Below are 20,566 nucleotides of genomic sequence, written 5' to 3'. Positions count from 1 at the left end.
TGTCCCGTGACCCCCGTCGAGCTCTCCCGTGTCGTGCTGCACGCAGTGCGCCGTGCCGTCGATGACGGGCAGCTCAGTGTGGTCGTGCCGGAGCGGGTCGTGGTGACCGAGCCGGGGCCCGGAGGGTGCGGGGACTTCGCCACCAACATCGCGCTGCAGCTCGCCCGGCCGGCGGGGCAGCCGCCGTTGCAGGTCGCCGAGATCCTGCGGCCCCATCTCGTCGGCGCCGACGGTATCGGCGACGTCGTCGTGACCGGGCCGGGGTTCCTCAACTTCCGTCTCGCCGAGCAGGCCGGCCACGTCACCGCCCTGGTCCGGGAGATCCTGGCCCGCGGTGACGCGTACGGGCACGGGGACGCCCTCGCCGGACAGGTCGTCGCGTTGCGCGTGCCGTACGAGGTCCGTGCCGAGGTCGTCGCCGACGCGGTCGTACGGATCGTGGGCACCCAGGGCGGCCGGGCCACCGTCGAGCACGGCGAGCCCGTCAATCTGCGGCCTGTGCCCGCGCCCGAGGACCCCGCCCCGCTCGGGCCCGACGCCGCCCGGTGGGCCCTGCTCCATCCCGCCCCGCACGACCGGCCCCGGATCACCGCCGACCATCTCGTCCAGCGGGAGAGCAACCCGCTCTTCCGGGTCCGGTACGCCCACGCCCGGATCCGGTCCCTCAGCCGCAACGCCGCCCGCCTCGGTTTCACCGCCGCCCCCGGCGACCCGGCCCTCCCCGAGCCGGCCGCCGACTCCGCCGCCCCCGCCACCGCCGAGCCCACCGCCGGTGCTGGCGCCCCCGCCACCGCCGAGCCCACCGCCGGTGCTGGCGCCCCCGCCACCGCCGAGCCCACTGCCGGCGCCGGCGCCCGCGGCATCGCCGATCCCGCCGCCGCCCCCGGCCCGCGCCTCCTGGCAGCCGCCCTCGCCGCCCACCCCCGTGTCCTCTCCGTGGCCGCCGTGCACCGGTCCCCGGACCGGCTGGCGCGGCATCTCGTGGTCGTCGCCGATGCCGTGCTGCCCCTGCTGGCCACCCTGCTTCCGCGTGGTGACGAGAAACCCTCGGCCGCCCACCGTGCCCGGCTCGCCCTCGCCGAAGCCGCCGGGACGGTGCTGGCCGGTGGCCTGTCCCTGCTCGGCATCGACGCACCCGAACATCTCTGAGGGCCGGAGAACGAAGACATGAGCCCCGGAGAGACACAGAGAGTCTGAGAGTCACGTCATGAGCCGTTCCGCGCACCCCGCCGGGCCCCGTCACGCCGACGTCCTCCCCGACGGGCACTACACCGCCCCGCCCGCCGACCTCAACGCCCTCGACCCCAAGGTGTGGGCCCAGACCGTCGGACGCGACGACGACGGTGTGCTCACCGTCGGAGGGATCCCCGCCACCCGGCTCGCCGAGGAGTTCGGCACGCCCGCCTACATCCTCGACGAGGCCGACTTCCGCGCCCGCGCGCGGTCGTGGCGTACCGCCTTCGGTGCCGACGCCGACGTCTTCTACGCCGGCAAGGCGTTCCTCTCGCGTGCCGTCGTGCGCTGGCTGCACGAGGAGGGGCTGAATCTGGACGTCTGCTCGGGCGGGGAGCTGGCCACCGCGCTCTCGGCCGGGATGCCCGCCGAGCGCATCGCCTTCCACGGCAACAACAAGTCCGTGGCGGAGATCACCCGCGCCGTCGAGGCCGGGGTCGGGCGGATCGTGCTCGACTCCTTCCAGGAGATCGCGCGCGTCGCGCACATCGCGCAGTCCCTGGGCAAGCGGCAGAGGGTCCAGATCCGGATCACCGTCGGGGTGGAAGCCCACACGCACGAGTTCATCGCCACCGCCCACGAGGACCAGAAGTTCGGCATTCCGCTCGCCGGCGGGCAGGCCGCCGAGGCCGTGCGGCGGGCGCTGCAGCTCGACGGGCTCGAACTGATCGGTATCCACAGCCACATCGGTTCGCAGATCTTCGACATGTCCGGGTTCGAGGTCGCCGCCCACCGCGTGGTCGGGCTGCTCAGGGACATCCGGGACGAGCACGGCGTCGAGCTGCCCGAGATCGACCTCGGTGGCGGACTCGGGATCGCCTACACCAGCAACGACGACCCCCGCGAACCCCACGAGATCGCCAAGGCCCTCACCGAGATCGTCTCCCGCGAGTGCGACGCCGCGAGGCTCCGCACCCCGCGCATCTCCGTCGAGCCCGGGCGCGCCATCGTCGGCCCCACCGCCTTCACCCTGTACGAGGTCGGCACCGTGAAGCCGCTCGACGGGCTGCGCACGTACGTCTCCGTGGACGGCGGCATGTCCGACAACATCCGCACCGCGCTGTACGACGCCGAGTACAGCGTGGCGCTCGTGTCGCGGACCTCCAGCGCCGAGCCGATGCTCGCCCGGGTCGTCGGCAAGCACTGCGAGAGCGGGGACATCGTGGTCAAGGACGCGTTCCTGCCCGCCGACCTGGCGCCGGGCGACCTCATCGCCGTACCCGCCACGGGCGCCTACTGCCGCTCCATGGCCAGCAACTACAACCACGCGCTCCGGCCGCCCGTCGTCGCGGTGCGGGACGGGGAGGCACGGGTGATCGTCCGGCGGGAGACGGAGGAGGACCTCCTGCGTCTCGACGTCGGATGAGCGGGCTGCCGGGCAGTCCGCCGGCCGGGCTGCCCGGCGGTGTGCGGGGCAGCGTGGTGACCAGCCGGAAGATCTGCGGATTTTCCGTCTCGGCTGGATGAAATAGACGTCTCACGATCCGGACAATGGACAGAAACTGCGGTTCAGTGAGTGAGACTGGTCGAACCGTAGACGGTATGAGGAAACGAGGTCGGATGATGCGTACGCGTCCGCTGAAGGTGGCGCTGCTGGGCTGTGGAGTTGTCGGCTCAGAGGTGGCGCGCATCATGACGACGCACGCCGACGACCTCGCCGCGCGGATCGGGGCCCCCGTCGAGCTGGCCGGGGTCGCCGTACGGCGGCCCTCCAAGGTGCGTGAGGGCGTTCCCGCCGAGCTGGTCACCACCGACGCCACCGCCCTCGTCAAACGCGGGGACATCGATGTGGTGGTCGAGGTCATCGGCGGGATCGAGCCCGCCCGGACCCTCATCACCACCGCCTTCGAGCACGGGGCGTCCGTCGTCTCCGCCAACAAGGCCCTGCTCGCCCAGGACGGGGCCGCCCTGCACGCCGCCGCCGAGGAGCACGGCAAGGACCTCTACTACGAGGCCGCCGTCGCCGGCGCCATCCCGCTGATCCGGCCGCTGCGCGAGTCCCTCGCCGGTGACAAGGTCAACCGGGTGCTCGGCATCGTGAACGGCACCACCAACTTCATCCTCGACAAGATGGACTCCACGGGTGCCGGCTACCAGGAGGCGCTCGACGAGGCCACCGCCCTGGGGTACGCGGAGGCCGACCCGACCGCCGACGTCGAGGGCTTCGACGCCGCCGCCAAGGCCGCCATCCTCGCCGGCATCGCCTTCCACACGCGCGTCCGCCTGGACGACGTCTACCGCGAGGGCATGACCGAGGTCACCGCCGCCGACTTCCGCACGGCGAAGGAGATGGGCTGCACCATCAAGCTGCTCGCCATCTGCGAGCGGGCCGAGGACGGCACCTCCGTCACCGCGCGCGTGCACCCCGCCATGATCCCGCTGACCCATCCGCTCGCCTCCGTGCGCGGTGCGTACAACGCCGTCTTCGTGGAGTCGGACGCGGCCGGGCAGCTGATGTTCTACGGCCCCGGCGCGGGCGGTGCCCCGACCGCCTCCGCCGTCCTCGGCGACCTCGTCGCCGTGTGCCGCAACCGGCTGAACGACTCCACCGGGCCCGGCGAGTCGGCGTACGCCGACCTGACCGTGTCGTCGATGGGCGAGGTCGTCACCCGGTACCACATCAGCCTCGACGTGGCCGACAAGCCGGGTGTGCTTGCCCAGGTCGCCACCGTGTTCGCCGAGCACGGGGTGTCGATCGACACCGTCCGCCAGCAGGGCAAGGACGGCGAGGCGTCCCTCGTCGTCGTCACCCACCGCGCGTCCGACGCCTCCCTGTCCGGGACCGTCGAGGCGCTGCGCAAGCTCGACACCGTGCGCGGTGTCGCCAGCATCATGCGGGTTGAAGGAGAGTAAGCAGCAATGACCCACCAGTGGCGCGGAATCATCGAGGAGTACCGGGACAGGCTGCCGGTGTCCGACACCACGCCGGTCGTGACGCTCCGCGAGGGCGGCACGCCGCTCGTGCCCGCGCAGGTGCTCTCCGAGCGCACGGGCTGCGAGGTCCACCTGAAGGTGGAGGGCGCCAACCCCACCGGGTCCTTCAAGGACCGGGGCATGACCATGGCCATCAGCAAGGCCAAGGAGGAGGGCGCGAAGGCCGTCATCTGCGCGTCCACCGGCAACACCTCCGCCTCAGCCGCCGCTTACGCCGTGCGCGCGGGCATGGTCTCGGCCGTTCTCGTGCCGCAGGGCAAGATCGCGCTCGGCAAGATGGGGCAGGCCCTCGTGCACGGCGCGAAGATCCTCCAGGTGGACGGGAACTTCGACGACTGCTTGACGCTCGCTCGAGCCCTGAGCGAGAACTACCCGGTGGCACTGGTGAATTCGGTCAACCCGGTGCGCATCGAGGGTCAGAAGACGGCCGCCTTCGAGATCGTGGACATGCTCGGCGACGCCCCCGACATCCACATCCTGCCGGTGGGCAACGCGGGCAACATCACCGCCTACTGGAAGGGCTACAAGGAGTACGCCGCCGACGGCATCGCCGCGAAGACCCCTCGCATGTGGGGCTTCCAGGCCTCCGGCAGTGCCCCGATCGTGCGCGGCCAGGTCGTCAAGGACCCGTCGACCATCGCCACCGCCATCCGCATCGGCAACCCCGCCTCCTGGAGTTACGCACTGGCCGCGCGGGACGAGTCCGGCGGCGCCATCGACGAGGTGACGGACCGTGAGATCCTGCGCGCCTACCGCCTGTTGGCCGCACAGGAGGGCGTCTTCGTGGAGCCCGCCTCCGCCGCGTCCGTGGCCGGTCTGCTCAAGGCTGCCGAGCAGGGCAAGGTCGACCCGGGCCAGCGCATCGTGTGCACCGTCACCGGCAACGGTCTGAAGGACCCCGACTGGGCCGTCGCCGGCGCCCCGCAGCCGGTCACCGTCCCGGTCGACGCGGCCACCGCGGCCGAGCGCCTCGGCCTGGCCTGAGCGGGCTGGCCTGAGCGGCCTGGCCTGAGCGGCCTGGCTTGAGCGGCCTGGCTTGAGCGGGCCGGCCTGAGCGGCCGGTCCGGCCCGGCCCGAGCGGCTCCGGCCTGACTCGAGCCGGGGAGAAACCCGTGGCAGGGTGCACGGGGGGCTTGCGACACGCATCGTGCGCCTCCCGTGCGCCCTATGTCGCCACAGAACCTTCCTTCGATAGGCTGTACCGAACCCGCCTACCGCACATGCCCTGCGTGTGGGCACGGGGCCGCGTCTCTGCGCGACCCGACGGGTCTTCGTACGTCATCGGATGTCCATCGAACCCATCGAACGGCATTCGACTCCATCGGATGTCATTCGACAGTCACGCAGCTCAAGGAGAGTCTTCGAGCGATGGCCGGTCCAGCCTTCCGCGCCGCCGCCGTCCGGGTGCGCGTTCCCGCCACCAGCGCCAACCTCGGCCCGGGTTTCGACGCCCTGGGCCTCGCGCTGGGTCTGTACGACGACGTCGTCGTCCGGGTGGCCGACTCCGGGCTGCACATCGACATCGCGGGTGAGGGCAGCGAGACCCTCCCGCGGGACGAGAGCCACCTGCTCGTCCGCTCCGCGCGCACCGCCTTCGATCTGCTGGGCGGACAGCCCCGCGGTCTGGAAATCGTCTGCGCCAACCGCATTCCGCACGGCCGTGGCCTGGGCTCCTCCTCCGCCGCCATCTGCGCCGGTATCGTCGCCGCCCGCGCGGTGACCATAGGCGGCGAGGCCCGGCTCGACGACGCGGCCCTGCTGGAGCTGGCCACCGAGATCGAGGGCCACCCCGACAACGTGGCGGCGTGTCTGCTCGGCGGCTTCACCCTCTCCTGGATGGAGGCCGGCGCCGCGCGGGCGATCAGGATGGAGCCGGACGATTCCATCGTTCCGGTGGTTTTCGTCCCGGGAAAGCCGGTTCTGACGGAGACCGCCCGCGGCCTGCTGCCGCGCACCGTGCCGCACGTCGACGCCGCCGCCAACGCCGGCCGGGCGGCCCTGCTCGTCGAGGCCCTGACCCGGCGCCCCGAGCTGCTGCTGCCCGCCACCGAGGACCGTCTCCACCAGGAATACCGCGCCCCGGCCATGCCGGAGAGCGCCGCACTGGTGGAGCGGCTGCGCGCCGACGGCGTCCCGGCCGTCATCTCCGGCGCAGGGCCCACCGTCATGGCCCTGGCCGACGCGGCGACCGCCGCCAAGGTGGAGGCCCTGGCCGGCGCCGACTGGGCCGCCAACCGGCTCCGTCTCGACACGCAGGGAGCGAGCGTTCTGCCGCTCGCGACCACCGGTGCGGACTGATCGCGGGCGGTTGGCGGATTTCGAGAGGGGGAATGTTTGTTGGATCCGGTAGTGTTAACCTCAAGTCTGCACCCGACCTGACCATGGCGAGGTGCCTCGTGTCCCCGTCCGGGACAGACATTCTTCCGGGAGCCTCCCGAGCCACTCCGTGTTCCTTGCGCCGTACCTGGGCAGTACGTCGTATGCGGACACTGGGCGGACCGCCGGGCACGCTCCGGAATCGGTGCTGCCACACCACGTGACACCGCGGGTGCCACGACCCGCGGAAGCGCCGTCACCAGAAATTTCTCTTCCGCCGCTTTGGCGGACCACCGCCCCGGCCCGGTTCACATGAAGACAGAACCGTAGCCGGACAGCACAACCGGTCGCCGAGCCAGACAGGCCGACGTCCGCTCCAGGGAAGGACCCTTCGTGAGCGACACCACCGATCTGATGGGCGCACGTGTCGAGGAGACCGCTGCCGCGCCCGCCACGGACGCTTCCGCGCCTGCCACCGGTGCCGGCTCCCGGCGGCGCCGCGGTACCGGCCTCGAGGGCATGGTGCTGGCCGAACTGCAGCAGGTCGCCTCGGGCCTCGGCATCAGGGGCACCGCGCGGATGCGCAAGAGCCAGCTGATCGAGGTCATCAAGGAAGCCCAGGCCGGTGGGGGAGCCGCCCCCAAGGCCGAGGCCGCCACCGAGACCAAGCCCAAGCGCCGTGCCACTTCCAAGGCCCGTACGGGTGAGACCGCCGACGGCGAGAAGAAGGCCGAGGCCCAGGCCGAGAAGGCTGTGGCCCAGCAGCAGATCGAGATCCCCGGCCAGCCGGCCGGGGGCGAGCGCGGGGGAGACGACACCCCCACCGAGCGCCGTCGCCGCCGCGCCACCGCCGAGGCCGGCAGCCCCGCCGCGAGCGCCTCCGCCGCGGGAAGCCCCGAGACCGTCGCCGCCGAGGCGAAGAGCGAGCCCAAGGCCGAGACGCCCGCGCAGCCGCAGGGCGAGGCCGGTGACGGCGAGGGCCGTGGCCGCCGCGACCGCCGTGAGCGCGGCCGGGACCGCGACCGGGACCGCGACCGGGACCGCGACCGCCGGGGCAAGGGCGACGAGCAGCAGGGCCAGGGTGGCCAGCAGCGCCAGCAGCAGGGCCAGCAGGGCGGCCGTCAGGACCGCCAGCAGCAGGACGACGACGACTTCGAGGGCGGCCGTCGTGGCCGTCGTGGCCGCTACCGCGACCGCCGTGGCCGCCGTGGCCGCGACGACGTCGCCGAGCCGCAGCTCGCCGAGGACGACGTCCTGATCCCCGTCGCGGGCATCCTGGACATCCTTGACAACTACGCCTTCATCCGGACCTCCGGCTACCTGCCCGGTCCGAACGACGTGTACGTCTCCCTCGCCCAGGTCCGCAAGAACGGCCTGCGCAAGGGTGACCACGTCACCGGTGCGGTCCGTCAGCCGAAGGAGGGCGAGCGCCGCGAGAAGTTCAACGCGCTGGTCCGCCTCGACTCCGTCAACGGCATGGCGCCCGAACACGGCCGTGGCCGACCGGAGTTCAACAAGCTGACCCCGCTCTACCCGCAGGACCGCCTCCGCCTGGAGACGGACCCGGGCGTGCTCACCACCCGCATCATCGACCTGGTCTCGCCGATCGGTAAGGGCCAGCGCGGTCTGATCGTGGCCCCGCCGAAGACCGGTAAGACCATGATCATGCAGGCGGTCGCCAACGCGATCACGCACAACAACCCCGAGTGCCACCTGATGGTCGTCCTCGTCGACGAGCGTCCGGAAGAGGTCACCGACATGCAGCGGTCGGTCAAGGGCGAGGTCATCTCCTCGACCTTCGACCGCCCGGCCGAGGACCACACCACGGTCGCCGAGCTGGCCATCGAGCGCGCCAAGCGCCTGGTGGAGCTGGGTCACGACGTGGTCGTGCTGCTCGACTCCATCACGCGTCTGGGCCGTGCCTACAACCTGGCCGCGCCGGCCTCCGGCCGCATCCTCTCCGGTGGTGTCGACTCGACCGCCCTGTACCCGCCGAAGCGCTTCTTCGGTGCCGCGCGCAACATCGAGGACGGTGGCTCGCTCACCATCCTGGCGACGGCTCTCGTCGACACCGGGTCCCGCATGGACGAGGTGATCTTCGAGGAGTTCAAGGGCACGGGCAACATGGAGCTGAAGCTCGACCGCAAGCTCGCGGACAAGCGGATCTTCCCGGCCGTGGACGTCGACGCCTCCGGTACCCGCAAGGAGGAGATCCTGCTCGGGGCCGAGGAGCTGGGCATCGTCTGGAAGCTGCGCAGGGTGCTGCACGCGCTCGACCAGCAGCAGGCGATCGAGCTGCTGCTGGACAAGATGAAGCAGACCAAGTCGAACGTCGAGTTCCTGATGCAGATTCAGAAGACGACGCCGACGCCCGGCAACGGGGACTGACGGTTCCTTCCCGACCACAGGGCCGCCCCTCGTCCATCAGTGACGGGGGGCGGCCTTTTGGCGCTGAGGGGAGTGGACGCCTCGCGCGTCCACGTCCACTCATCGCCTTCTGGGGGGGACCTCCTTGTCCAAGCCCATGCCCGGCAGCGGGCGGCACAGACGCCGGATACGTGTCGCGCTGCCTTTCGCCGCCGCCGGCATCGCCGCCGCCGTGACCGCCGCTGTCATGACGACGTCCGCGAGTGCGAGCACCGCACCGCCCACCCCGACCACCAAGCCCGCCGTCACCCAGCCGTCCCAGGCCACCCTGGAGCAGCGCATCGCAGGCGCCTCCGGCACCGGTACGTCCGACCAGACCACCACCAGCAGCGGCGCCGTCTCACCGAAGATCATCGGTGGCAGCGAGACCACGATCTCCTCGGCGCCCTGGATGGCCCAGCTCTGGTACTACGACGACAGGGGCACCAGCGACACCAGTGACGACATCGGTTTCTTCTGCGGCGGCTCGGTCGTCTCGCCGACGAAGATCCTCACCGCCTCGCACTGCGTCAAGGGCTTCAGCTGGAGCAAGAACGGCGCCGTCGTCACCGGCACCGACCAGCTGCCCACCACCGACTCCACCGGCACCACGGACCTGCACGGCGGCCAGGCCACCGGTGTGCTGCGCCAGTGGAGCCACCCGTCGTACAACGCGACGACCATCGACAACGACATCGCCGTCCTCACCCTGGACGTCCCGGTCAAGGCCACGCCGATCCGCATGACCACGTCCGGCGACACGGCCTCCTACGCCGCCGGCACCAGCGCCACGCTCTACGGCTGGGGCCGCACCAGCTCCACCAGCCAGGACATCTCCCAGACCCTGAAGACGGCCACGCTGCCCATCCAGTCGGACACCACCTGCTCCGGCTACTACGGCACCGAGTTCCTCAAGGGCCACATGGTGTGCGCGGGCAACCCCGCCAGCGGCAGCGACAGCGGCACCACCACCGCCTGCAACGGCGACTCCGGCGGCCCGCTGGTGGTCAAGGACTCCTCCGGCGCGAAACGGATCGTCGGCGTCGTCTCCTGGGGTGTCCAGGACTGCGTGACGAAGGGCGCCTACAGCGTCTTCTCGAAGGTGACCACGTACGTCGGCGCCGCCTACCCGCAGATCGACGACGGCAACCTGAGCTACTACGACGGCAAGGCCGACCTCTTCGTGCGCAACGCCTCCACGAAGACGGGCTACGAGAAGGACTCCAAGGGGACCTCGTTCGGCTCCCGGATCTCCCTGGGCGACTGGGGCGGCGTCAACACGGTCCTCACCACCGACCTCAACCGGGACGGGTACCAGGACTTCATCTACCGGGTCAGCTCCACCGGAGACGTGTACTGGGACCACTTCGTGCTCAACAGCGCCCGCACCGACGGCTCCTGGGCCTCGACGAAGATCTTCGGCGGCTGGGGCACCCGCAAGCGGATCATCGTCCCCGGTGACCTCACCGGCGACTACAAGCCCGACCTGCTCTCCGTCGACTCCGGCGGCACCATGTGGCTCTACCCGGGCAACGCCAACGGCACCTTCGGCTCGCGCGTCTCGGTCGGCACCGGCTGGCTCCAGTACAACAGCGTGCGCGGCCACGGCGACTTCACCGGCGACGGCAGGGCCGACCTGATCGCCCGCCAGGCCAGCACCGGCGACGTCTACCTGTACAAGGGCACCGGCAAGTCCGGCAGCGGCGCCTTCGCCTCCCGGATCAAGGTGCGCAGCGCCTGGACCGGCTACAACGCCTTCGACGCGGTCGGCGACGTGACCGGTGACGGGAAGGCCGACTTCCTGGCCCGCACCCCCGGCGGCACCCTCTACCTCTACCCGGGCACCGGGAAGGCGACCAGCGAGATCTTCGCCTCACGGATCTCGGTCGGCACCGGTTTCCAGCAGTACGACCTCTGGGGCTGAGAACCGCAGGTGAGCTCCGGCTCGCCCGGACCGGCCCGTCACACACCGTGCCCACCGCTGTACGCGGTGGGCACGGTGCGTCGGGCAACCCTGTCCCGAGTTCTCCCGCCCGGCCCGGTGGGGCGACGATGGAGCGGTGATGACCGTGCCTGATTCTCACCGCAGGGGGTAACCGGACGGGACGAGACCCACGAGGAGTGAGGTGTCCGCCGAGAGCACGTCGCAGCCCGGCACACCGGAGCCGGCCGGGACCGGCTCCGGCGGCAGGGGACGGCGCCGCAAGGCCCGCAGCACACGCCGCAAGGCCCTGCTCGCCGTGGCCTGGACGGCCGCGGGCATCGTCGTCCTGGGCGGTACCGGCGCCGGATACCTCTACTTCAAGCTCAACGGCAACATCACCAGCATCGACTTCGACCAGGTCCTCGGCAGCGGCCGGCCCACGAAGATCGACAACGGTTCCGAGAACATCCTGGTCCTCGGCTCGGACTCGCGTTCCGGCAGCAACAGGAAACTCGGCGGCGGTGCCGACGTCGGCAGCGCCCGTTCCGACACGGCGATGATCATCCACGTCTACCGGGGCCACAAGAGGGCCGGCGTGGTCTCCATCCCGCGGGACACCCTGATCGACCGCCCCGCGTGCACCGACTCCCACGGCACGACGCACCCGGCCGCGACCGCCGTGATGTTCAACTCCGCGTACTCCACCGGCGGTGCCGCCTGCGCGGTCAAGACCGTCGAGACGATGACCGCAATCCGCATGGACCACTACCTGGAGGTCGACTTCGCCGGCTTCCAGAAGCTCATCGACGACCTCGGCGGGGTCGAGGTCACCACGACCAGGAACATCGACGACCCGCAGAGCCATCTGCGCCTCGAGGCCGGCCCCCACACCCTGGACGGTCGGCAGGCCCTCGGCCTGGTCCGCACCCGGCACGGCGTCGGCGACGGCTCCGACCTGGGCCGCATCCAGCTCCAGCAGGCCTTCGTCAAGGCGCTGATCAGCCGGGTCGAGCACGTCGGCCTGCTCGGCAACCCGAAGAAGCTGTACGACCTCGCCGACACCGCCACCAAGGCCGTCACCACCGACTCCGACCTCGGCACGGTCAACTCCCTCGCCGACTTCGTGAACGGCCTCAAGGGCATCGGCTCGTCCCACATGAGCATGGTCACGATGCCGGTCCGCTACGACGCGGCCGACCTCAACCGTGTCCTCCCGCAGCAGGCGAAGGACCGGCTGGTGTGGGACGCCCTGAAGCACGACCGCCCGATCCCGAAGGCGGCCACGAAGGGCACGGCGACGGGCGAGGCCGGGGGCGTGGTGGCTCCCTGAGCCCCGGCGGGCCCCCTGCGCCCGCTCCGGGACCCCTGGGAACACCCCGGGACCCCTGGGAACACCCCGGGACCCCTGGGAACACCCCGCGGAATAGAACAGCAGCACCCCCGGTTTTGGGGGATGGCTCCAGTCCTGGCAGACTGGTACGTCGGCTCCGGTTCACGCTCCCGCATCCCGCGGCGGCGACCCGGCGCCCTCCCGAAACCTAGGAGACACCTTGAAGCGCGACATCCACCCCGCGTACGTCGAGACGCAGGTCAGCTGCACCTGCGGCGCGTCGTTCACCACCCGCAGCACCATCGAGTCCGGCACCATCCGGGCCGAGGTCTGCTCCGAGTGCCACCCGTTCTACACGGGCAAGCAGAAGATCCTCGACACCGGTGGCCGTGTGGCCCGCTTCGAGGCCCGCTTCGGCAAGGCTGCCGCCGGCTCCAAGAAGTAGCGAGCCCCATTTCGCCGGTCCACGGTCACGCCCCGCCGGGGTGTGCCCGGGACCGGCGTTTTTGGTCGCCCGCCCTTCCCCACACCGCAGTACAGGAGCCCAAGATGTTCGAGGCCGTCGAGGAACTCGTCGCCGAGCACGCCGACCTGGAGAAGCAGCTCGCCGATCCGTCGGTCCACGCCGACCAGGCGAACGCGCGCAAGCTGAACAAGCGCTACGCCGAGCTGACCCCGATCGTCGCCACGTACCGCTCCTGGAGGCAGACCGGCGACGACATCGAAACCGCGCGGGAGCTGGCCGCCGACGATCCTGACTTCGCAGCCGAAGTCAAGGACCTGGAGAAGCAGCGCGAGGAACTGACCGAGAAGCTGCGCCTGCTGCTGGTCCCGCGTGACCCCAGCGACGACAAGGACGTCATCCTGGAGATCAAGGCGGGCGCGGGCGGCGACGAGTCGGCGCTGTTCGCCGGTGACCTGCTGCGCATGTACCTGCGGTACGCCGAGCGCGTCGGCTGGAAGACCGAGGTCATCGACGCCACCGAGTCCGAGCTGGGCGGCTACAAGGACGTCCAGGTCGCGGTGAAGGCCCGCGGGCAGATCGAGCCCGGCCAGGGCGTGTGGGCGCGGCTGAAGTACGAGGGCGGGGTGCACCGCGTGCAGCGCGTGCCGGCCACCGAGTCGCAGGGCCGTATCCACACCTCCGCGGCCGGTGTCCTGGTCACGCCGGAGGCCGAGGAGGTGGACGTCGAGATCAACCCGAACGACCTGCGCATCGACGTCTACCGGTCCTCCGGGCCCGGCGGCCAGTCCGTCAACACCACCGACTCCGCCGTGCGCATCACCCACCTGCCGACCGGTGTCGTCGCCTCCTGCCAGAACGAGAAGAGCCAGCTGCAGAACAAGGAGCAGGCGATGCGTATCCTGCGCTCCAGGCTGCTCGCCATGGCGCAGGAGGAGGCCGAGCGGGAGGCTGCCGACGCCCGCCGCAGCCAGGTCCGCACCGTCGACCGCTCCGAGAAGATCCGCACCTACAACTTCCCGGAGAACCGCATTTCGGACCACCGCGTCGGCTTCAAGGCGTACAACTTGGACCAGGTCCTGGACGGCGAACTCGACGCGGTCATCCAGGCCTGCGTCGACGCAGACTCGGCGGCGAAGCTCGCAGCCGCGTAAGACACGTACGCACGTACGACCACAAGTACGAGTACGAGTACGACACGGAGGACTCGCGTGAACCTGCTGCTCGCGGAGGTGGCCCAGGCCACCCAGCGGCTGGCCGACGCCGGCGTGCCCTCGCCGCGCACCGACGCGGAGGAGCTGGCCGCGTTCGTGCACGGGGTCAAGCGCGGCGAACTGCACTCCGTGAAGGATGCGGACTTCGACGCCCGGTACTGGGAGGTCATCGCCCGCCGTGAGCAGCGCGAGCCGCTGCAGCACATCACCGGCCGGGCGTACTTCCGCTACCTGGAGCTGCAGGTCGGGCCGGGGGTGTTCGTGCCCCGGCCGGAGACCGAGTCCGTGGTCGGTTGGGCCATAGACGCCGTGCGCGCCATGGACGTGGTGGAGCCCTGCATCGTGGACCTGTGCACCGGTTCGGGCGCCATCGCGCTCGCCCTCGCACAGGAGGTCCCGCGCTCGCGGGTGCATGCCGTGGAGCTGTCCGAGGACGCCCTGGTGTGGACCCGCAAGAACATGGAGGGCTCCAGGGTCGACCTGCGTCAGGGCAATGCCCTGACGGCCTTCCCGGACCTCGACGGCCAGGTCGACCTGGTCATCTCCAACCCCCCGTACATCCCGCTCACCGAGTGGGAGTACGTCGCCCCTGAGGCCCGTGACTACGACCCCGAGCTGGCACTGTTCTCCGGCGAGGACGGCCTCGACCTCATCCGGGGCCTGGAACGCACCGCGCACCGGCTGCTGCGCCCCGGCGGCGTCGTCGTCATCGAGCACGCCGACACGCAGGGCGGCCAGGTGCCCTGGATCTTCACCGAGGAGCGGGGCTGGGCCGACGCGGCCGACCACCCCGACCTCAACAACCGTCCCCGGTTCGCGACCGCGCGCAAGGCGCTGCCGTGAGCACCTTCGAGACTTCCACCCCGCAGTACGTGTACGAGGAGGCCCGCTAGATGGCACGGCGATACGACACCAACGACGCGACCGACCGCGCGACGGGTCTGCGCGAAGCCGCGTCCGCCGTCCGCCGGGGCGAGCTGGTGGTGCTGCCGACCGACACCGTGTACGGCATCGGCGCCGACGCGTTCTCCGGGGACGCCGTCGCCGACCTGCTCGCCGCCAAGGGCCGGGGCCGCAACATGCCCACCCCCGTTCTCATCGGCTCCCCGAACACCCTGCACGGCCTCGTCACGAACTTCTCCGAGCTGGCCTGGGACCTGGTCGACGCGTTCTGGCCGGGCGCGCTGACGCTGGTCGCCAAGCACCAGCCGTCCCTGCAGTGGGACCTGGGTGACACACGGGGCACGGTGGCCGTCCGCATGCCGCTCCACCCCGTCGCCATCGAACTGCTCACGGAGGTCGGCCCGATGGCGGTCTCCTCCGCGAACCTCACCGGGCACCCGGCGCCGGAGGACTGCGACGCGGCCCAGACGATGCTCGGCGACTCCGTCTCCGTCTACCTCGACGGCGGCCCCACCCCCGGCAACGTGCCGTCGTCCATCGTGGACGTCTCCGGCGAGGTGCCGCTGCTGCTGCGCGAGGGCGCCATCTCCCCGGACGAGCTGCGGAAGGTCGTACCCGACCTCGAGGTGGCGAATTGACGGCCCCTGGAGCGGGGCGTGGCATAGGCGACGGGGAACGCGAGGCGGAGCAGACGACGACGTTCGGGTTTCCGCGCGACACCTTCCACATCCTCCACGTCAGCACCGGCAATGTGTGCCGCTCGCCGATCACCGAGCGGCTGACCCGGCATTTCCTCATGGAGCGGCTCGGTGTGCTCGGCGGGGGGCTGGTCGTCACGAGCGCGGGCACCTGGGGCCACGAGGGCGCGCCCATGGAGGCGAACGCCGAGGCGGTCCTCGCCGACTTCGGCGCGGACGCCTCCGGGTTCGTCGGCCGCGAGCTGCTCGACGAGCACGTCATCAAGGCCGACCTGGTCCTCACGGCCACCCGCGACCACCGCGCCCAGGTCATCTCCATGGGCCATTCGGCGGGCCTGCGCACCTTCACCCTGAAGGAGTTCACCCGTCTGGTCCGGGCGATAGACCCGGCCACCCTGCCGCCCCTGGAGGACGGCGTGGTCCTGCGCGCCCGCGCCCTGGTGCGTGCCGCCGCCGCCCTGCGCGGCTGGTTGCTGGCCCCGACGGCGGAGGCGGACGAGGTGCACGACCCGTACGGGGCACCGCTGCCGTTCTTCCGCTCGATCGGCGACGAGATACACGAGGCGCTGGATCCGGTGGTGACGGCGTTGACGGGGGTTCCCGCGCGGACGTGACAGCCGCGCGGGGCGGTGGGTGCGGGCCTACATTGGGGGATACGTCACCGTCGATCGCCCGGAGTCCGTCATGTCGGTCACCACTGCCCACGAGACCGATGTCCTGCGACGGCAGGACCCGCAGCTGGCCGAGATCCTGCTCGGCGAGCTGAGCCGGCAGTCGACGACGCTCCAGCTGATCGCCGCCGAGAACTTCACCTCCCCGGCGGTGCTGACCGCGCTCGGCTCGCCGCTCGCCAACAAGTACGCGGAGGGCTATCCGGGCGCCCGGCACCACGGAGGCTGCGAGATCGTGGACGTCGCCGAGCGGCTCGCGATCGACCGCGCCACGGCGCTGTTCGGCGCCGAACACGCCAATGTGCAGCCGCATTCGGGATCGTCGGCCGTGCTGGCCGCGTACGCGGCCCTGCTGCGCCCCGGCGACACCGTGCTCGCCCTCGGCCTGGCCTACGGCGGTCATCTCACGCACGGTTCGCCCGCGAACTTCTCCGGGCGCTGGTTCGACTTCGTCGGGTACGGCGTGGACGCGGAGACCGGGCTCATCGACCACGACCAGGTGCGCACCCTGGCCCGTGCGCACCGGCCGAAGGCGATCGTGTGCGGCTCGATCGCCTATCCACGGCACATGGACTACGCCTTCTTCCGGGAGGTCGCCGACGAGGTCGGGGCGTATCTGATCGCGGACGCGGCGCACCCCATCGGCCTCGTCGCCGGGGGCGCGGCACCCAACCCGGTGCCGTACGCCGACATCGTGTGCGCCACCACCCACAAGGTGCTGCGCGGCCCGCGCGGCGGAATGGTGCTGTGCGGCGCGGAGCTGGCCGGGCGCGTCGACCGGGCCGTGTTCCCGTTCACCCAGGGCGGTGCCCAGATGCACACCATCGCCGCCAAGGCCGTCGCGTTCGGCGAGGCGGCGACGCCGGCGTTCGCCGCGTACGCGCATCAGGTGGTCGCCAATGCGAGGGTCCTCGCGGCCCGGCTGGCCGCGGAGGGGCTCGCCGTCACCACCGGCGGCACGGACACCCATCTGATCACCGCCGACCCCACCCCGCTCGGCGTGGACGGCCGTACCGCGCGCGGCCGGCTCGCTGCCGCCGGGCTGGTCATGGACTGCTGTGCGCTGCCGCACGGAGACAGCCGCGGGCTGCGGCTGGGCACGGCCGCGGTGACCACACAGGGCATGGGGGAGCCGGAGATGGAGCAGATCGGAGCGCTGATGGCGCGCGTGCTGCGCGCGGAGACGGACTCCGCCGGGACGCGCGAGGAGGTGCGCGAGCTGACCGGTCGGTTTCCGCCGTATCCCGGCTGACAGCATCGTGTGCAACCATCCTCGCTACCCGGAAGTCCTCATCCGTATGCGTCCCTCGCTAGGGTGTGGGGCTGTGATGGCCAGCGAGACCTGTGGGGAAGCCCGTGCGTGAATACCTGCTGACGCTCTGCATCACGGCCGCGGTGACGTATCTGCTGACAGGGCCGGTACGGAAGTTCGCGATCGTGGCCGGGGCCATGCCGGAGATCCGGGCGCGTGACGTGCACCGGGAACCCACTCCGCGCCTCGGCGGGATCGCCATGTTCTTCGGCCTGTGCGCGGGCCTGCTGGTGGCGGACCATCTCACCAACCTCAACGAGGTCTTCGCGAAGTCCAACGAGCCGCGGGCGCTGCTCTCCGGAGCGGCCCTGATCTGGCTGATCGGCGTCCTGGACGACAAGTTCGAGATCGACGCGCTGATCAAGCTGGGCGGTCAGATGATCGCCGCCGGTGTGATGGTCATGCAGGGTCTGACGATCCTGTGGCTACCGATTCCGGGCGTCGGCAATGTGGCGCTCACTCAGTGGCAGGGCACGCTGCTCACCGTGGCCCTGGTCGTCATCACGATCAACGCGGTCAATTTCGTGGACGGCCTGGACGGCCTCGCGGCGGGCATGGTCGGCATCGCGGCGACGGCGTTCTTCCTGTACTCGTACCGGATCTGGTACTCGTACGGCATCGAGGCCGCGGCCCCGGCGACGCTGTTCGCGGCGATCCTGATGGGCATGTGCCTGGGCTTCCTGCCGCACAACATGCACCCGGCGCGGATCTTCATGGGCGACTCGGGCTCGATGCTGATCGGTCTGGTGCTGGCCGCGGGTGCGATCTCCATCACGGGCCAGGTCGACCCGGACGCCCTCGCCCTGTTCACGGGTTCGGAGAAGGCGGCGGTGCACCAGACGGTGCCGGTGTACATCCCGCTGCTGCTGCCGCTCACGATCATCGCCGTCCCCGCGGCGGACCTGGTCCTCGCGATCGCCCGCCGGACCTGGCGCGGCCAGTCGCCGTTCGCCGCGGACCGCGGTCATCTGCACCACCGTCTGCTGGAGATCGGGCACTCGCACAGCCGGGCCGTACTGATCATGTACTTCTGGTCGGCCCTGATCGCGTTCGGCGCCCTTGCCTACTCGGTCAACTCGGCGTCCATGTGGATCGTTCTCGGGGTGGTGTTCTTCAGCGCGGTGGGCCTGGTGCTGCTCCTGCTGCCGCGCTTCACCCCGCGCGCTCCGATGTGGGCACAGCGCTTCGTGCCCCCGCGCTACCGCAGGCGCCGGCGCGCCGCCGGGGCCCTCGTGCAGCAGGCGGAACCGGGGAACAGCGAGGAGCGGGCCCCTGTCGCCGCGGGCGCGGCGCGCGTCAACGGGGCGACCGCGATCGGCGCTCGTTCGCGTTTTCTTGACCGGCGCTAAGACCCGCCAAGGTAAGAATCTGACTAGAGCATTGCCATCTCGTGGGGGAGCGAACTTCCCAATACCAGACAAACAACCCCGGTTTTTGCACAGACGCGCAGGGTCAGTCTCATGTGTGACAGCAAGCACACGTACCAGGTAAAGACCTCATCAAATAGTTTGTGATACGGTTCACGAGAACCCCGGAGAGAGCCGAAGGACCCAAGTGCGAGGGTCCCTCGGCGTGAGGTCTCGATCACTCGGCCCGGGACTACGCTCGTCCATGACGACACCTGCCCCCCTGTGAAAGCGGAGTTGCCGCCATGCCGTCCAATGACGTCCGGAACCTTGCGCAGATCGCTGTGCCCACAGCGGTTGCCGGCGTGATCGTCGTCGCCGTGAGCGCCGCGATCGCGGGGGGCAAGGGCGCGCTCGGCGCGGTCGTCGGCACGCTGCTGGCCATCCTGTTCATGGGAATCGGCCTGTACGTGCTCCAGTGGACGGCAAAAACGCTCCCGCAGCTGTTCCAGATGATGGGGCTGATGCTCTATGTCGCACAGCTGCTGCTCCTCCTGATCTTCGTCGCTGTTTTCAAGGACACCTCACTCTTCAACGCGAAGACGTTCGCCGTGTCGCTCGTCGTCGCGACCGTCGTGTGGATGGCCGCGCAGGCTCGTGCGCACATGAAGGCCAAGATCTTCTACATCGACCCGGACTCCGCGAAGAGTGACAAGCCCGAGAAGACAGGGCCGTCGTCGTGAGGGGTAGGGGCGGGATAAAGGCTTGTGAGATCTCCTGCTATCGTCCGGTGCCAACTGCGGCATCGCGGGCGCGGGCATCTGAGCTGACGCCTGCTCTATCGCGAGGCTCGATGCCCTCCAGCCGCCCCCCCATCCGTAACACCAGTCCGGTGCCGATCCGCGGCCGTGTGCCGCGCCGACACAACGAGGTTGCCGAACCCATGCGTCACGCCGAAGGAGCCCGCGGTGAGTGCTGACCAGACCCAGCTCGCCTTTGACTGGAGTTGTCGGATCATGTCCGACAACGGGTGTGGCTTCCCGGCTCCGGGCCTGCACTCGTTCCTGTTCAAGCCGATGGCCACCGTCGGCGGGTTCGAGTTCAACAAGGTGATGCTGCTCGCGCTCATCACCTCTCTGCTCGTCGTCGCGTTCTTCTGGACCGCCTTCGGCAAGGCCAAGGTCGTCCCGGGCAAGCTCCAGATGATCGGCGAGGCCGGCTACGACTTCGTGCGCCGCGGCATCGTGTACGAGACCCTCGGCAAGCGCGAGGGCGAGAAGTGGGTGCCGTTCATGGTCTCCCTCTTCTTCTTCGTCTGGATCATGAACATCTGGTCCGTGATCCCGCTGGCCCAGTTCCCGGTCTCCTCGGTCATCGCCTTCCCGATGGTCCTCGCCGCGGTCGTGTGGATCCTGTGGGTCGGTCTGACCTTCAAGCGCCACGGTTTCGTGGGCTTCTTCAAGAACGTCACGGGCTACGACAAGTCGCTCGGCGCGGTGCTGCCGCTGGTCATGCTGATCGAGTTCCTCTCGAACCTGTTCGTGCGGCCCTTCACCCACGCGGTGCGACTGTTCGCCAACATGTTCGCCGGTCACCTGATGCTGGTGATGTTCACCGTCGCCTCCTGGTACCTGATGAACAGCTGGATGATCCCGGCCGCCGGTGTGTCGTTCGTCATGACCATCGTCATGATCCTCTTCGAGCTTTTCGTGCAGGCCGTCCAGGCGTACGTCTTCGTGCTCCTCGCCTGCTCCTACATTCAGGGCGCTCTCGCCGAGCACCACTGAGCCGTACCACCCGCCCCTAAACCTCCAGA

Annotated in this window: 17 protein-coding genes; all 17 read left to right on the top strand. The window is 70.4% G+C overall.

Going from position 1 to position 20,566, the window contains the following annotated elements; all coding sequences use genetic code 11:
• Positions 1-6 precede the first annotated feature (6 nt).
• The 17 genes from nrtL (at position 7) to atpB (ending at position 20,537) form a co-directional block, all read left to right on the top strand.
• Positions 7-1,149 (top strand): ArgS-related anticodon-binding protein NrtL, encoded by a 1,143-nt coding sequence (gene nrtL, locus K7G59_RS16435; RefSeq protein ID WP_225834808.1) that lies wholly within the window; start codon positions 7-9, stop codon positions 1,147-1,149.
• Positions 1,150-1,207: 58 nt separating this feature from the next.
• Positions 1,208-2,599, top strand: a complete 1,392-nt coding sequence (gene lysA / locus K7G59_RS16430) for a diaminopimelate decarboxylase (RefSeq protein WP_225834807.1) — start codon at positions 1,208-1,210, stop codon at positions 2,597-2,599.
• Between the two features lie 194 nt (positions 2,600-2,793).
• Positions 2,794-4,086 carry a homoserine dehydrogenase gene (locus K7G59_RS16425; RefSeq protein ID WP_225834806.1) on the top strand — a complete coding sequence of 431 codons (1,293 nt, stop codon included), beginning with the start codon at positions 2,794-2,796 and terminating at the stop codon, positions 4,084-4,086.
• A 6-nt stretch (positions 4,087-4,092) separates the two neighbouring features.
• Complete coding sequence (gene thrC / locus K7G59_RS16420; protein ID WP_225834805.1) at positions 4,093-5,151, top strand: threonine synthase; 1,059 nt, start codon at positions 4,093-4,095, stop codon at positions 5,149-5,151.
• Positions 5,152-5,535: 384 nt separating this feature from the next.
• Complete coding sequence (gene thrB, locus K7G59_RS16415) at positions 5,536-6,465, top strand: homoserine kinase (protein WP_225834804.1); 930 nt, start codon at positions 5,536-5,538, stop codon at positions 6,463-6,465.
• Between the two features lie 411 nt (positions 6,466-6,876).
• Positions 6,877-8,871 carry a transcription termination factor Rho gene (rho, locus tag K7G59_RS16410; RefSeq protein ID WP_225834803.1) on the top strand — a complete coding sequence of 665 codons (1,995 nt, stop codon included), beginning with the start codon at positions 6,877-6,879 and terminating at the stop codon, positions 8,869-8,871.
• A 136-nt stretch (positions 8,872-9,007) separates the two neighbouring features.
• Positions 9,008-10,813 carry a trypsin-like serine protease gene (locus K7G59_RS16405; RefSeq protein WP_225835107.1) on the top strand — a complete coding sequence of 602 codons (1,806 nt, stop codon included), beginning with the start codon at positions 9,008-9,010 and terminating at the stop codon, positions 10,811-10,813.
• Positions 10,814-11,015: 202 nt separating this feature from the next.
• The gene (locus K7G59_RS16400) at positions 11,016-12,143 is read left to right on the top strand and encodes an LCP family protein (RefSeq protein ID WP_225834802.1); all 1,128 of its coding nucleotides are present in this window, start codon (positions 11,016-11,018) and stop codon (positions 12,141-12,143) included.
• A gap of 220 nt (positions 12,144-12,363) precedes the next feature.
• Entirely contained in the window at positions 12,364-12,588 is a 225-nt protein-coding gene (gene rpmE / locus K7G59_RS16395) for a 50S ribosomal protein L31 (RefSeq protein ID WP_014675000.1), read from the top strand.
• A gap of 104 nt (positions 12,589-12,692) precedes the next feature.
• A complete protein-coding gene (gene prfA, locus K7G59_RS16390) occupies positions 12,693-13,760 on the top strand; it encodes a peptide chain release factor 1 (RefSeq protein WP_225834800.1) in 1,068 nt (355 codons plus the stop codon).
• 57 nt (positions 13,761-13,817) lie between these two features.
• Positions 13,818-14,663, top strand: coding sequence for a peptide chain release factor N(5)-glutamine methyltransferase (gene prmC / locus K7G59_RS16385; protein ID WP_225834798.1), 846 nt, complete (start codon positions 13,818-13,820; stop codon positions 14,661-14,663).
• A 50-nt stretch (positions 14,664-14,713) separates the two neighbouring features.
• Entirely contained in the window at positions 14,714-15,361 is a 648-nt protein-coding gene (locus K7G59_RS16380; protein ID WP_225834796.1) for an L-threonylcarbamoyladenylate synthase, read from the top strand.
• Positions 15,358-16,035 (top strand): protein-tyrosine-phosphatase, encoded by a 678-nt coding sequence (locus tag K7G59_RS16375; RefSeq protein WP_225834794.1) that lies wholly within the window; start codon positions 15,358-15,360, stop codon positions 16,033-16,035. The genes K7G59_RS16380 and K7G59_RS16375 overlap by 4 nt, the downstream gene beginning before the upstream one ends.
• A 70-nt stretch (positions 16,036-16,105) precedes the next feature.
• Positions 16,106-17,344: a serine hydroxymethyltransferase gene (gene glyA, locus K7G59_RS16370; RefSeq protein WP_225834793.1), complete on the top strand. Its 1,239-nt coding sequence runs from the start codon at positions 16,106-16,108 to the stop codon at positions 17,342-17,344.
• 104 nt (positions 17,345-17,448) lie between these two features.
• Complete coding sequence (locus tag K7G59_RS16365) at positions 17,449-18,753, top strand: MraY family glycosyltransferase (protein WP_225834792.1); 1,305 nt, start codon at positions 17,449-17,451, stop codon at positions 18,751-18,753.
• Between the two features lie 302 nt (positions 18,754-19,055).
• Positions 19,056-19,493, top strand: coding sequence for a hypothetical protein (locus K7G59_RS16360; RefSeq protein ID WP_225834791.1), 438 nt, complete (start codon positions 19,056-19,058; stop codon positions 19,491-19,493).
• A 273-nt stretch (positions 19,494-19,766) separates the two neighbouring features.
• Positions 19,767-20,537: a F0F1 ATP synthase subunit A gene (gene atpB, locus K7G59_RS16355; RefSeq protein ID WP_225835104.1), complete on the top strand. Its 771-nt coding sequence runs from the start codon at positions 19,767-19,769 to the stop codon at positions 20,535-20,537.
• The last annotated feature ends 29 nt before the right edge of the window (positions 20,538-20,566 follow it).

This window comes from Streptomyces sp. NK08204, from assembly GCF_020400585.1.
Lineage (GTDB): Bacteria > Actinomycetota > Actinomycetes > Streptomycetales > Streptomycetaceae > Streptomyces.
Note: the sequence above shows the minus strand (reverse complement) of the source record. Positions and strands in the feature narration are given on the sequence as shown.

Excerpts from the sequence above, each read along its gene's own strand:
- lysA (WP_225834807.1), top strand. The coding sequence starts at position 1,208 with ATGAGCCGTTCCGCGCACCCCGCCGGGCCCCGTCACGCCGACGTCCTC.
- K7G59_RS16425 (WP_225834806.1), top strand. The coding sequence starts at position 2,794 with ATGATGCGTACGCGTCCGCTGAAGGTGGCGCTGCTGGGCTGTGGAGTT.
- thrC (WP_225834805.1), top strand. The coding sequence starts at position 4,093 with ATGACCCACCAGTGGCGCGGAATCATCGAGGAGTACCGGGACAGGCTG.
- thrB (WP_225834804.1), top strand. The coding sequence starts at position 5,536 with ATGGCCGGTCCAGCCTTCCGCGCCGCCGCCGTCCGGGTGCGCGTTCCC.
- K7G59_RS16405 (WP_225835107.1), top strand. The coding sequence starts at position 9,008 with ATGCCCGGCAGCGGGCGGCACAGACGCCGGATACGTGTCGCGCTGCCT.
- prfA (WP_225834800.1), top strand. The coding sequence starts at position 12,693 with ATGTTCGAGGCCGTCGAGGAACTCGTCGCCGAGCACGCCGACCTGGAG.
- K7G59_RS16380 (WP_225834796.1), top strand. The coding sequence starts at position 14,714 with ATGGCACGGCGATACGACACCAACGACGCGACCGACCGCGCGACGGGT.
- glyA (WP_225834793.1), top strand. The coding sequence starts at position 16,106 with ATGTCGGTCACCACTGCCCACGAGACCGATGTCCTGCGACGGCAGGAC.
- K7G59_RS16360 (WP_225834791.1), top strand. The coding sequence starts at position 19,056 with ATGCCGTCCAATGACGTCCGGAACCTTGCGCAGATCGCTGTGCCCACA.
- atpB (WP_225835104.1), top strand. The coding sequence starts at position 19,767 with ATGTCCGACAACGGGTGTGGCTTCCCGGCTCCGGGCCTGCACTCGTTC.